The 12,833-nt window shown below is 69.5% G+C and carries 12 protein-coding genes; 8 read left to right on the top strand and 4 right to left on the bottom strand.

Annotated features, from left to right (window positions below; all coding sequences use genetic code 11):
• Positions 1-74: 74 nt before the first annotated feature.
• From J7I98_RS09650 to J7I98_RS09635, 4 genes are all read left to right on the top strand, one after another.
• The gene (locus J7I98_RS09650) at positions 75-1,448 is read left to right on the top strand and encodes an APC family permease (RefSeq protein ID WP_214920208.1); all 1,374 of its coding nucleotides are present in this window, start codon (positions 75-77) and stop codon (positions 1,446-1,448) included.
• Positions 1,449-1,457: 9 nt separating this feature from the next.
• Positions 1,458-2,666, top strand: coding sequence for an exodeoxyribonuclease VII large subunit (gene xseA / locus J7I98_RS09645; RefSeq protein WP_214920207.1), 1,209 nt, complete (start codon positions 1,458-1,460; stop codon positions 2,664-2,666).
• A 392-nt stretch (positions 2,667-3,058) separates the two neighbouring features.
• On the top strand, positions 3,059-3,295 hold the full coding sequence (locus J7I98_RS09640; RefSeq protein WP_214920206.1) for an exodeoxyribonuclease VII small subunit: 237 nt from the start codon (positions 3,059-3,061) through the stop codon (positions 3,293-3,295).
• Positions 3,296-3,436: 141 nt separating this feature from the next.
• Positions 3,437-4,027 (top strand): malonic semialdehyde reductase, encoded by a 591-nt coding sequence (locus J7I98_RS09635; protein ID WP_214920205.1) that lies wholly within the window; start codon positions 3,437-3,439, stop codon positions 4,025-4,027.
• A 62-nt stretch (positions 4,028-4,089) separates the two neighbouring features.
• Here the strand turns inward: J7I98_RS09635 and J7I98_RS09630 are convergent, their stop codons facing one another.
• Positions 4,090-4,623, bottom strand: a complete 534-nt coding sequence (locus J7I98_RS09630; protein WP_251020385.1) for a DUF4245 domain-containing protein — start codon at positions 4,621-4,623, stop codon at positions 4,090-4,092.
• Between the two features lie 156 nt (positions 4,624-4,779).
• Here J7I98_RS09630 and glpX point away from each other — a divergent pair, with 156 nt between their 5' ends.
• Positions 4,780-5,811, top strand: a complete 1,032-nt coding sequence (gene glpX, locus J7I98_RS09625; RefSeq protein ID WP_214920204.1) for a class II fructose-bisphosphatase — start codon at positions 4,780-4,782, stop codon at positions 5,809-5,811.
• A gap of 100 nt (positions 5,812-5,911) precedes the next feature.
• Here glpX and J7I98_RS09620 read toward each other — a convergent pair whose 3' ends face one another.
• Both J7I98_RS09620 and J7I98_RS09615 read right to left on the bottom strand, forming a co-directional pair.
• Positions 5,912-6,289, bottom strand: a complete 378-nt coding sequence (locus J7I98_RS09620) for a WhiB family transcriptional regulator (RefSeq protein WP_214920203.1) — start codon at positions 6,287-6,289, stop codon at positions 5,912-5,914.
• 104 nt (positions 6,290-6,393) lie between these two features.
• Positions 6,394-7,110: a DUF1707 domain-containing protein gene (locus J7I98_RS09615; protein WP_214920202.1), complete on the bottom strand. Its 717-nt coding sequence runs from the start codon at positions 7,108-7,110 to the stop codon at positions 6,394-6,396.
• 158 nt (positions 7,111-7,268) lie between these two features.
• On the opposite strand from J7I98_RS09615, the gene J7I98_RS09610 reads away from it, so the two are divergent.
• Positions 7,269-8,933, top strand: a complete 1,665-nt coding sequence (locus J7I98_RS09610; protein ID WP_214920201.1) for a fumarate hydratase — start codon at positions 7,269-7,271, stop codon at positions 8,931-8,933.
• 76 nt (positions 8,934-9,009) lie between these two features.
• Here J7I98_RS09610 and J7I98_RS09605 read toward each other — a convergent pair whose 3' ends face one another.
• Entirely contained in the window at positions 9,010-10,461 is a 1,452-nt protein-coding gene (locus tag J7I98_RS09605) for a ricin-type beta-trefoil lectin domain protein (protein WP_251020384.1), read from the bottom strand.
• Between the two features lie 211 nt (positions 10,462-10,672).
• Between J7I98_RS09605 and J7I98_RS09600 the strand changes: the two genes are divergently transcribed.
• Positions 10,673-12,064 (top strand): aspartate ammonia-lyase, encoded by a 1,392-nt coding sequence (locus J7I98_RS09600; protein ID WP_214920199.1) that lies wholly within the window; start codon positions 10,673-10,675, stop codon positions 12,062-12,064.
• A 44-nt stretch (positions 12,065-12,108) separates the two neighbouring features.
• Entirely contained in the window at positions 12,109-12,777 is a 669-nt protein-coding gene (locus J7I98_RS09595; protein ID WP_214920198.1) for a DUF402 domain-containing protein, read from the top strand.
• Positions 12,778-12,833 lie beyond the last annotated feature (56 nt).

Genomic DNA, 12,833 nt, shown 5'->3' with positions numbered 1-12,833 from the left:
AAGGCCGCGCCACGCGGCCCTTCGGTCGCCTCCGTGATCAAGACTGAACGCCTGGTTCTACGTACGGAGGCGTGATGACCGGAACCCTGGAGACGACGACGGGTCTGCGGCGCACTCTGGGGTTCCGGGATCTCGTCGTGTACGGGCTGCTGTTCATCGCGCCCATGGCCCCTGTCGGCGTTTTCGGGACGCTCGACGCCAAATCGCACGGCGCTGTCGCGCTCGTCTATGTCGTCGCTACGGTCGCCATGGCGTTCACCGCATTCAGTTACGCCCAGATGGTGCGGGTGGTCCCCCAGGCGGGTTCGGTCTTCGCGTACGCCCGTAAGGCGCTCGGTGAGGGGCCGGGGTTCATCGCCGGGTGGATGGCGATGCTCGATTACGTACTGATCCCGGCCGTCGCCTATCTCTTCTCCGGCATCGCGATGCACGCGCTCGTGCCGGCCGTCTCGCAGTGGGTGTGGACGGCGATCGCCGTCGTGGTGACGACCGCGCTGAACATGTGGGGTGTACGGACGGCCGCCCGCGTCGGCTTCGCGGTGCTGGTGATGGAGATCGTCGTGCTGGCGGTATTCGTGGTGGCGGCGGTCGTGGTGCTCGTACAGGAGGGGGCGCGGCGCGGCTGGCTGTCGCCGCTGAGCGGTGACGGTTCGATGGGCTCCTTCTCGCTCGCGGCGGTCTTCGGAGCGGTGTCTGTAGCGGTGCTTTCGTACCTGGGGTTCGACGCGATCGCCTCGTTCGCGGAGGAGGTTACGGGCGGCTCGGAGCGGGTGGCACGGGCAGTGCTGTTCTGCCTGGCGCTGGCGGGGGTGCTGTTCGTCACGCAGACCTATCTGGCGTCGCTGCTCGCGCCGATGTCGGCGGCGGAGCTGGCCGCGGAGCCCGGCAGACAGGGGTCCGCTTTCTACGACACGCTGGACGCCTCGGTGGGCACCTGGCTGCACGATCTGGTGGCGCTGAGCAAGGCGATCGGGGCGGCGTTCGCGGCGCTCGCGGGACAGGCGGCGGCCGGGCGGCTGCTGTTCGCGATGGCGCGGGAGCGGCGGCTTCCGCGCCTGCTGGCACGGATCGACGGTGGCTCGGGCGTGCCACGCCTGGCCCTGCTGCTGGCGGCCGTGGTGACGATGGCGGCGGCGGTGTGGGCGTCCCGGCGCGACGACGGCCTGGATCAACTCGTGTCGGTGGTCGACATCGGGGCGCTGACGGCGTTCGTGCTGCTGCACGTGTCGGTGGTGGGCTGGTTCGCCGTACGGAGGATGGCGGGGCCGCCGGTGTGGTGGCGACACGTGCTGCTGCCGGTGCTGGGTGCGGCGGTGGCGGTCGCGGTGATCGTGGAGGCGTCGGGCACGGCGCAGGTGGTGGGGGCGGTGTGGCTGGTGGCAGGGCTGGTCGTGGTGGCTGTACAGCGGGGGCGTCGGGCCGGTCACGGTGTCAGTGGCGACGGCTAGCCTTCGTGCATGGCTCTGAATACGTCTGCGGACGCCCCGCTGCCGGTCGGTCAGGTCTCGCGCCTCATCGGCGGGTGGATCGACCGGCTCGGGTCGGTGTGGGTCGAGGGGCAGATCACGCAGCTGTCGCGCCGGCCCGGCGCCGGGGTCGTCTTTCTGACGCTGCGTGACCCTTCGCACGACATCTCGGTGGGCGTGACCTGCTACCGGAAGGTCTTCGACCCCATCGCGGACGTGGTGGCGGAAGGTGCGCGCGTCGTGGTGCATGCGAAGCCCGAGTGGTACGCGCCGCGCGGGCAGCTTTCGCTGCGGGCCACGGAGATAAAGCCGGTGGGGATCGGGGAACTGCTCGCCCGGCTGGAGCAGTTGAAGAAACTTCTGGCCGGCGAGGGGCTGTTCGCGCTCGACCGGAAGCGGCCCCTGCCGTTTCTGCCGCAGCGCATCGGTTTGATCACCGGCCGGGCCTCGGCGGCCGAACGGGACGTCCTGGAGAACGCGCGGCGGCGCTGGCCCGCTGTGCGCTTCGAGGTGCGCAATGTCGCCGTGCAGGGTGTGAGCGCGGTGGCGCAGGTCGTGCAGGCGGTCAAGGACCTGGACGAGCTGCCGGACGTCGACGTGATCATCGTGGCGCGGGGCGGCGGCAGCGTCGAGGACCTGCTGCCGTTCTCGGACGAGCAGCTTGTACGGACCGTGGCCGGGTGCCGTACGCCGGTGGTGTCGGCAATCGGACACGAGCCGGACTCGCCACTGCTCGACCTGGTGGCGGACCTTCGGGCATCGACGCCGACGGATGCGGCGAAGAAGGTCGTACCGGACGTCGGGGAGGAGCTGGTCCGCGTACAGCACCTGCGGGACCGGGCGCTGCGGACCGTACAGGGCCTGATGGACCGCGAGGAGCGGGGCCTCGCGCACACGCTGGCCAGGCCCGTGATGGAGCGGCCGCACCGGATGGTGGACGAGCGGGAGGCGGAGGTCGACGCACTGGTCGCCCGGAGCCGCCGCACGCTGGGCCACCTGCTCGACCGCGCGGACTCGGAGCTGTCCCACACTCGGGCCCGGGTGCTGGCGCTGTCGCCGGCGGCGACGCTGGAGCGCGGGTACGCGGTGCTTCAGCGTCCGGACGGCGGGGTGGTGCGGTCCCCCGACGAGGTCGCGCCCGGGGACGAGCTGCGGGCGCGGGTGGCGGAGGGCGAGTTCGCGGTGCGGGTCGCGGAGTGACGCGGGTGCGCAGGCCTGCGGCGGACCACCGGCTTTCCCCTGCCCGCCCCATCCCGTAACCGGGGCTCGGCCCCTGACCCCGCTCCTCGGCCGGAGCAGCGCGGATTCTCACGCTGGGGCGCGTCCGGCGGATCAGGCCGACTTCAGGGTGCGGCGCGTTTTCGGTGCTGGTGAGCGGGGCCTGGTGCGTGCAGCTGCAAGGCGGAGGAGGGAGTCGACGCGATGGGGGTCTCCCGGTCTCCCCTGTTCGAGCACAAGTCGAGAACTTGGGGGAGTCGCCGACCGACGACAACGCCGGAGGGGGTACCCCTGGCCCTCAAGGCCTGGGGGGAGTGCGTGCCAGGCCCGCGGCCCAGGCATGAACCGCCGGGACACGCCCTAAGGTGGATCGCATGACCAAGACCGACGACGCTGCCGGCACGACGCTCGGCTACGAACAGGCCCGGGACGAGCTCATCGAGGTCGTACGCCGCCTGGAAGCGGGCGGCACCACGCTGGAGGAGTCGCTCGCGCTCTGGGAGCGCGGTGAGGAGCTGGCGAAGGTGTGCCGCCGCTGGCTCGACGGGGCGCGGGCGCGGCTGGACGCGTCGCTCGCGGAACCGCGGGCGGAGGACGGCGACCGGGGCTGACAGGGGCCCGGGAAGAGGGCGTACGGAGGTCCAGGGCTGTGAGGCGGAGCACGACCGCCAGGCTTTAGTTGAAACTTCATATAGTTTCGTTTACGGTCGAGGCATCGCTCGTACTCCTTGCACGTCCGGAAGGTATGCCGCATGTCTCTCGTTCTTGACCCCGCCGCCCAGGACCTCCTCTTCCGTGAGGCCCGCACTGCCAGCACCTTCACCGACGAGCCGGTGACCGAGGAGCAGGTCCAGGCGATCTACGACCTGGTCAAGTACGGCCCGACCGCGTTCAACCAGACCCCGATGCGCGTCGTCCTGGTCCGCTCGGCCGAGGCCCGCGAGCGCCTCGTCGCCCACATGGCCGAGGGCAACCGGCCGAAGACCGCCTCCGCGCCGCTGGTCGCGATCCTCGCCGCCGACAACGAGTTCCACGAGGAGCTCCCGACCCTGCTCCCGCACTTCCCGCAGGCGAAGGACATGTTCTTCAAGGAGCGCCCGGTCCGCGAGTCAGCTGCTGCCCTCAACGCCGCCCTCCAGGCTGCTTACTTCATCGTGGGCGTCCGCGCCGCCGGCCTGGCCGCCGGCCCGATGACCGGCTTCGACTTCGCCGGTGTCCAGAAGGAGTTCCTGGACGACGACCACACGCCGCTGATGGTCGTCAACATCGGCAAGCCGGGCGAGGACGCATGGTTCCCGCGTTCGCCGCGCCTGGCGTTCGACGACGTCGTCACCACCGTCTGACCAACCCCCCTTGCGCACAACGAAGCCGCCGCACCCTTCGGGTACGGCGGCTTCATCGCATGTCAGGACTTCTTCGTCTCCAGCGCGGCGGCCATCTTCGTCAGCCGCTCGTGCGAGGCCGTGCCCGTGACCACCGTCGTCGCGCCCTTCTCCTGGCGCACCAGTGCGTCGTACTTCGGGCCCTCCCAGCGCTGCCAGCTGTCCCCGCCGACCTGCTGGGTCCTGTCCGTCTTCGTCGCGTCCTGGCTCACCTCGGCGATGAACTTCTCCGCGTCCCCGGTCGACTGCTCGACCGCGACGTACTCCCCGTCCGGATCCAGGTAACCCAGGTGCCACGCGTTGCCGTCCTGCCCCTCGTACGAGACAGAGGTCGGCCTCCAGGTCTTCGGGAGGCCCACAGGGGCCGCGACCGGGTAGGGCGCGGCACGCCTCGCCGTGATGAGCTCGACGCGATAATCGACCGGCTTGATCGGGTCGAGAGAGTCGTCGTGCGGGACCAACAGGTACACGCCCCCGGCGACGGCACCGATCACCGCCATCGAGAGCACCATGTCCCGGACCGTCTGCTTGCCCTTCATACTTGCCACGCCCCCCATCGTCCCCCATGGCGGAAGCGGGGCCGCGCGAGGGGCAGCTCATCCCGATATGCCGCTCATAAGTGACCCCCTCTGCTCATTTTGTCGACGTACCGATAGAGTCGGCAGCACCCTCTTTATCCGGCCGTCGCCGTTCGTACAGAAAGGTGCGCTCCGATGACCGAGCACCATCTTCCGTCTCAGCTCGAGGTCTCCCCCGAGGCCCCCGACCGCAACCTGGCCCTGGAGCTCGTCCGGGTCACCGAGGCCGCTGCCATGGCCGCCGGGCGGTGGGTCGGCCGCGGTGACAAGATCGGCGCGGACGGCGCGGCGGTGAAGGCCATGCGGACCCTCGTCTCGACCGTCTCGATGAACGGCGTCGTCGTCATCGGCGAAGGCGAGAAGGACGAAGCCCCGATGCTGTTCAACGGGGAACGCGTGGGCGACGGCACCGGCGCCGAGGTCGACATCGCCGTCGACCCGATCGACGGCACCACGCTCAACGCCAAGGGCATGCCGAACGCCATCGCGGTCCTCGCCGCAGCCGACCGCGGCACCATGTTCGACCCGTCCGCGGTCTTCTACATGGAGAAGCTGGTCACCGGCCCCGAGGCCGCCGACTTCGTCGACATCAACGCCCCCGTCTCGGTCAACATCCGCCGGGTCGCCAAGGCCAAGAACTGCACCCCCGAAGACGTCACCGTGATGATCCTCGACCGCCCCCGCCACGAGGGCATCGTCAAGGAGATCCGCGAGACGGGTGCCCGTATCAAGTTCATCTCGGACGGCGACGTCGCGGGCTCGGTCATGGCCGTGCGCGAAGGCACCGGCGTCGACCTGCTCATGGGCATCGGCGGTACGCCCGAGGGCATCATCTCGGCCTGCGCGATCAAGTGCCTCGGCGGCACGATCCAGGGCAAGCTGTGGCCCAAGGACGAGGCCGAGCGTCAGAAGGCCCTCGACGCGGGTCACGACCTCGACCGCGTACTGCACACGAACGACCTGGTCAGCGGCGACAACGTGTTCTTCGTCGCCACCGGCATCACGGACGGCGAGCTGCTGCGCGGCGTCCGCTACCGCTCCGAGACCGCCACCACGCAGTCCCTGGTGATGCGCTCGAAGTCGGGCACCATCCGCCAGATCGACTCCACGCACCGCCTCTCGAAGCTGCGCGCCTACAGCGCCATCGACTTCGACCGCGCGAAGTAACACCCGGCATGAAGTAGAAGTACGAGAAAGGGGCGCCCCGCTTGTGCGGCGGGGGCGCCCCTTTTCTCGTACCCGACCCTTTTCTCGTGCCGGGCGTAAATCAGCCCGCGGCGGCGATCCGGTCGGCCGCCGCAGCGGCCTGGGCCTGGCTCAGCTCCATCTCGCGCCGCCTGCGCCTGGCAAGCACCACCCGGCGCTCCGCCGCCGTGAGCCCGCCCCACACGCCGTACGGCTCGGGCTGGAGCAGCGCGTGCTCCCGGCACTCCACCATCACCGGACACCGGGCGCAGACCCGCTTCGCGGCTTCCTCACGCGCCAGCCTCGCGGCCGTCGGCTCCTTCGATGGGGCAAAGAACAGCCCGGCTTCGTCCCGGCGGCACACCGCCTCCGTGTGCCAGGGGCCGGCCTGATCCCGGGCCGGCGCACGCTGCGACGGAACGGCGGCGACCTGCAGGGACTGATGCGGCGGATGCAGCACGGTCTACTCCTGACGACGACTTCGGGAGCGAGCGACGATGCAGCACTCCCTACCCGCTGTGCGCGCGCCTATGCACTGAGTTTCGATGCGCGTCCGGGCCGGCGTCAGTGCCCGAAGTGTTTGCGCATGCGACCGTGCAGGTCGGCGATGCGCTTGCCGCGCTTGGGCTTTGCCTCGATGTTGCCGAAGACGGAGTAGCCGTTGACCACCACAACCGGCGCCTCAGGATTGGCCGCTTCGAGGGTTTCGACCTCGAAGTTGCCGAAGATGCCGGTGCCGCTGCCGCGCAAAGTGATGTTCTCCGGGACCCGCACTTCGACATTGCCGAAGATCGCGGTCGCGTTGATGACGGTCAGCCGCTGCCCGAAGAGCGCCTCGGTGAGGTCGATCTCGACACTGCCGAAGAGCGCGAACGCGTTGGTCTTGCGGCCGATCCGCCAGCGCCCCTTGCGGGTCGAGCTGCTGAAGACCGCGACCAGGTTCTCCGCCGTGACGGGACCGGACGGATCCTGGGGGTCGTACGCCGCCGAGGCCGGCTCGCGCCGGACACCGGGAGCGGGCAAGTCCTGAACCAGCGGCTCCAGTTCGGCGACGGTCTTGGCGCGGTACACCGAGTCGATGCGCTCGGAGTGCTCCTCGGCGGCCAGCCGGCCCTCGGCCATGGCCTCGCGCAGAATGTCCGCGATCCGGTCGCGATCGGCGTCGGACGCGCGGATGGCGGGCTCGGCGGGCACCGCGGGAGCGGCCGGCTGCGGCTGCTGGGGGTGCTTTTCGGGGTAGCCGCTGCCGGAGGCCGCTGAATGATTCTTGTCGAGGTCCACCGGCCCAGCGTACCCAAACGCGATAGATCGCGACTAGTGCGGATGTCCGCCAACTGAGCCTTACCTCACAGACCGGGCGCTCCGTCGGCGTCTTACGCTGGTGGGCGCGCTGCGCCAATGGAGGCCAGTCGCCGTCTGCCGAGTGAGGAATGGCCGTAATGCCAGAGTTTCAGTACTCCGATCTGCTCCCCCTGGGAGAGGACACCACGCCGTACCGCCTGGTGACCGCCGAGGGTGTCTCCACCTTCGAAGCCGACGGGCGTACGTTCCTCAAGGTCGACCCCGAGGCGCTGCGCACCCTGGCCGCCGAGGCCATGCACGACATCTCGCACTACCTGCGGCCCGCGCACCTCGCGCAGCTGCGCCGGATCATCGACGACCCCGATGCGTCGTCGAACGACAAGTTCGTGGCCCTGGACCTGCTCAAGAACGCGAACATCGCGGCTGCGGGCGTGCTCCCGATGTGCCAGGACACCGGCACCGCGATCGTCATGGGCAAGCGCGGCCAGAACGTCCTCACCGAGGGCGGCGACGAGGAAGCCCTGTCGCACGGCATCTTCGACGCGTACACCAAGCTCAACCTGCGCTACTCGCAGATGGCCCCGCTGAACATGTGGGAGGAGAAGAACACCGGCTCGAACCTGCCCGCGCAGATCGAGCTGTACGCGACCGACGGCGGCGCGTACAAGTTCCTCTTCATGGCGAAGGGCGGCGGCTCGGCCAACAAGTCCTTCCTCTACCAGGAGACGAAGGCGGTGCTGAACGAGGCATCGATGATGAAGTTCCTGGAGGAGAAGATCCGCTCGCTGGGTACGGCCGCCTGCCCGCCGTACCACCTGGCGATCGTCGTCGGCGGTACGTCGGCCGAGTTCGCGCTCAAGACCGCGAAGTACGCCTCCGCGCACTACCTGGACGAGCTGCCGGGCGAGGGCTCGCCGACCGGCCACGGCTTCCGCGACAAGGAGCTGGAGGAGAAGGTCTTCGAGCTGACGCAGAAGATCGGCATCGGCGCGCAGTTCGGCGGCAAGTACTTCTGCCACGACGTGCGCGTGGTGCGCCTGCCGCGCCACGGCGCCTCACTGCCCGTCGCGATCGCCGTGTCCTGCTCGGCGGACCGCCAGGCCGTCGCGAAGATCACCGCCGAGGGTGTCTTCCTGGAGCAGCTGGAGAAGGACCCGGCGCGGTTCCTGCCGGACACGACGGACGAGCACCTGGAGGAGGGCGACGTCGTACGCATCGACCTCAACCGGCCGATGGACGACATCCTCGCCGAGCTGACCAAGTACCCGGTCAAGACCCGGCTCTCGCTGACCGGCCCGCTGGTCGTGGCGCGCGACATCGCGCACGCCAAGATCAAGGAGCGGCTGGACGCGGGCGAGGAGATGCCGCAGTACCTGAAGGACCACCCGGTGTACTACGCGGGCCCGGCGAAGACCCCCGAGGGTTACGCGTCCGGCTCCTTCGGCCCGACGACGGCCGGCCGTATGGACTCCTACGTCGAGCAGTTCCAGGCGGCGGGCGGCTCCAAGGTCATGCTGGCCAAGGGCAACCGGTCGAAGCAGGTCACGGACGCGTGCGGGGCGCACGGGGGCTTCTACCTGGGCTCGATCGGCGGCCCGGCGGCGCGGCTCGCGCAGGACTGCATCAAGAAGGTCGAGGTCGTCGAGTACGAGGAGCTCGGCATGGAGGCGGTCTGGAAGATCGAGGTCGAGGACTTCCCCGCGTTCATCGTGGTCGACGACAAGAACAACGACTTCTTCACGGAGCCGGCGCCGGCTCCGACGTTCACGTCGATTCCGGTACGGGGTCCTGGGCTGGCGTAGCGCGGTGGCGCGGTCCTCAATCGCCCGGACGGGCCGGGTTTTCCGGCCCGTCCGGCGCGATTGAGGAGACCACTCCCTACGCGAACCGCTGGTTCGCCGCCCCCGTGCACGTCTGGAGCTTCAGCGGGTCCTTCGCCGCCGCCAGTGTCACGCACAGGTCCGTCGCCGACGCCGGGCGGATCGTGCCCGCCTGGCGTACGAACTGCTGGTTCGCGGCGCCCGAGCAGTTCCACATGACCAGGCCCACGCCCGCCTTGTAGTCCGCGCCCGGCACGTCCAGGCAGCGGTCCTGCGTCAGCTCGGTGTGGATCGACTTGCGCGCGCTGTCGTACCACCAGCCCTGGTTGCGGCCGCCGTGACAGTCCCAGCCGCCTGCCTTCGTGCCGTTACGGGTCACGGAACCCGGAACGTCGACGCACGTGCCGGTGGCCTCGTTCTTGAGTGGCTTGAAAGCGTCGTCCCAGGCGCCCGCCTGCAGCACAGGCTTCCCTGTGCTCCCCGAGTCGGCACAACTGGCCTCCCGCAGACCCGAGTTGTACATCTGGGTCAGGCAGGTGGCGAAGGCGCCGTGGCCGCTCTTGTTGGGGTGGAAGGACTGCCGGACCGAATTGGCGTCCGGCGGGAAGGGGTTGGAGATGTCGACGTAGAGCCCGCGCGCCCAGGTGTCCTCCATGCAGACCTCATGGCCGTGGAAGAGGCGGGAGTTGTCCAGGTACGTTGCGCCGGTGTCCGCAGCCACCTTGCGCATGCCGCGTTGGAAGGCGGGGACCGCGGTGTTGCGGCCCCAGACGGTGTCGGAGTCGTATCCGAGGCCGCCGCAGGCCAGCTTGCCGGGGAAGTTGGGGTTGTCGCGGAAGTCGGGGCCGATGGGGCTCGGGTAGCCCATGACGACCAGCTTGTAGTCGCCGTCGGCGTACCCCGCGCCCCGCATCGTGGTGCGCAGGTCGCGCACGGTCTGCTCGACCTTGGGGACGAGGCCGTCGACGCGCGCCTGCCACCCGCCGGAGTACTTGGGCTCGCACGGCCCCTGGAAGGTCAGGTAGCGGGTGACGCAGTCGGTCATCACCGGGCCGAACTGCAGGTCGTCGTTGGCGCCGGCCACCAGCAGCACCATTTTGATCTTGGTGTTGCGGGCCTTGATGGCGAGGCTGTCGCTCTGGACCAGCTCGTCGGCGTACTGCTTCGAGCCACCGATCTTGATGTTGCCGGTGTACGCGCCCGAGCAGGAGACGTTGTACGTGACGTCCGCCGCGATGCCCGTGCGGTGGATCGCGGCGTCGGGAGACCGGTGGCACCAGTTGTCGGGACCATTGGTGCCCGGCTCGTACGTGCCGACGCCCTCGCCCGAGATTTCACTGTCGCCGAGCGAGATCAGCCCGCTTTTGCGCTGATCCATGGGCCGCTCGGCCGGGTCGCCGTACAGCTTGGTCGCCTCGGCGGCGCGGATGGCCTCCAGTTCGGCCGGAAGGGGGGTGGATGCGGTGGTCGTGGGTGACTCGGCGGCCTGGGCCGGAGTCGTTGCCGCCATACCTCCGAAAGCCGCAGCCAGTGCGGCTGCGGCGGCGACGGTGGAGCGAAGTCTGAGTCGGGTGCTGCGGGGGCAGGGGGGTCGTCCCCCAGAGTTGAGCAGCATTGCGCCTCCCCGGTTTGTTGTTACCACCGGTATTTACTGGCCAGTAGGCGAGTTGGGAATACGCAGAACAAGACAACTGCTCAACTTTCACAGGAGGTACGTGACGATGACGACGGACGAGTACCGGGTCGAACACGACTCGATGGGTGAAGTACGGGTCCCGGCCCACGCCAAGTGGCGGGCCCAGACCCAGCGGGCCGTGGAGAACTTCCCGATCTCCGGGCAGCGCCTGGAGCGCGCCCACATCGAGGCCCTGGCCCGGATCAAGGCGGCAGCCGCCCAGGTCAACGCCGCATTGGGGGTACTCGACAAAGACATCGCGCAGGCGGTCGCAGACGCGGCGGCCGAGGTCGCCGACGGCCGCTGGGACGAGCACTTCCCGGTCGACGTCTTCCAGACCGGCTCCGGCACGTCCTCCAACATGAACATGAACGAGGTCGTCGCCACCCTCGCCACCGAGCGGCTCGGCAGCCCCGTCCACCCCAACGACCACGTGAACGCGTCGCAGTCCTCCAACGACGTCTTCCCGTCCTCCATCCACATCGCGGCGACCGCCGCCGTGACGGGCGATCTGATCCCCGCCCTCGACCACCTCGCGGCCGCCCTGGAGCGCAAGTCCGCCGAGTTCGCGGACGTCGTCAAGTCCGGCCGTACGCACCTGATGGACGCCACCCCGGTGACCCTGGGCCAGGAGTTCGGCGGCTACGCCGCGGCCGTGCGGTACGGCGTCGAGCGCCTCCGGGCCTCGCTGCCCCGCCTCGCCGAACTCCCCCTCGGCGGTACGGCGGTGGGCACCGGCATCAACACCCCGCCCGGCTTCTCCGCAGCCGTCATCGCCGAAGTCGCGCGCAGCACCGGACTTCCGCTCACCGAGGCCCGCGACCATTTCGAGGCGCAGGGCGCCCGGGACGGACTCGTCGAGACGTCGGGTCAGCTCCGTACGATCGCGGTCTCCCTCACCAAAATCTCCAACGACCTGCGCTGGATGGCCTCGGGACCGCGCACAGGATTGGCCGAGATCAGCCTTCCCGACCTCCAGCCGGGCTCGTCGATCATGCCCGGCAAGGTGAATCCGGTCATCCCGGAGGCCGTCCTGATGGTCGCTGCCCAGGTGACGGGGAACGACACGACGGTCGCGACGGCCGGCGCCGCGGGCAACTTCGAGCTGAACGTGATGCTCCCTGTCATGGCCAAGAACCTCCTCGAATCGGTGCGCCTCCTCGCCAACGCGTCCCGGCTGCTGGCCGACCGCACGGTCGACGGCATCACCGCCAACGCCGAACGGGCCCGCGAGTACGCCGAGTCGTCCCCTTCGGTCGTCACGCCGCTCAACAAGTACATCGGCTACGAGGAGGCCGCGAAGGTCGCGAAGAAGTCCCTCGCCGAGCGGAAGACGATCCGCGAAGTGGTCCTGGAATCCGGGTACGTCGAGCGCGGCGACCTCACCGTGGAGCAGCTGGACGAAGCCCTGGACGTGCTGCGTATGACACGTCCTTGACCTCGGTCGCGGCAGCTCCCCGGCCGTACTCCTAAGATCTGCGCATGACAGATACGGCGGCGGGCAGGGCGCGTTGGGCGCCGGGGGACCACATCCTCTGGCGCTACCGCGGCAATGCCTCCGAACAGATCCACATCTGCCGCCCGGTCACCGTCGTGCGGGACACCGACGACGTGCTCGCGGTGTGGATGGCGCCGGGCACCGAGTGCGTACGGCCGGTCCTCGCGGACGGCACGCCCGTCCACGAGGAGCCGCTCGCGACCCGGTACACGGCGCCGCGCACCACGACCACCTCGCGCTGGTGGGGCACGGGCGTGCTCAAGCTGGCGCGGCCCGGTGACCCGTGGTCGGTGTGGCTGTTCTGGGAACGGGGATGGCGCTTCAAGAACTGGTACGTGAACCTGGAGGAGCCCCGCTTCCGCTGGTCGGGCGGGGTCGACTCCGAGGACCACTTCCTCGACATCGCCGTCCACCCGGACCGCGCCTGGCAGTGGCTCGACGAGGACGAGTTCGCCCAGGCCCGCCGGGTCGGCCTGCTGAGCGCGGCCAAGGCCAGGCGGGTGGAGGAGGCGGGGAGCGCTGCGGTGCGTCTGATCAAGTCGTGGGACGCCCCGTTCAGCGACGGCTGGGAGCACTGGCGGCCCGATCCGCGATGGGCTGTGCCCGAATTGCCTGATGACTGGGACCGCACCCCTGTCAACATGGCTCCATGAGACCCTTGATGCGCCCCCATGGGTCAAACGTAGGATCGTCCTCCGCAAGGCTGCGC

Origin of the sequence: Streptomyces sp. ISL-98, from assembly GCF_018614055.1 — a bacterium.
Classification (GTDB): Bacteria; Actinomycetota; Actinomycetes; order Streptomycetales; family Streptomycetaceae; genus Streptomyces; species Streptomyces spiramyceticus.
The sequence above is the reverse complement of the archived record's forward strand: the minus strand, read 5'-3'. Positions and strand labels throughout refer to the sequence as shown.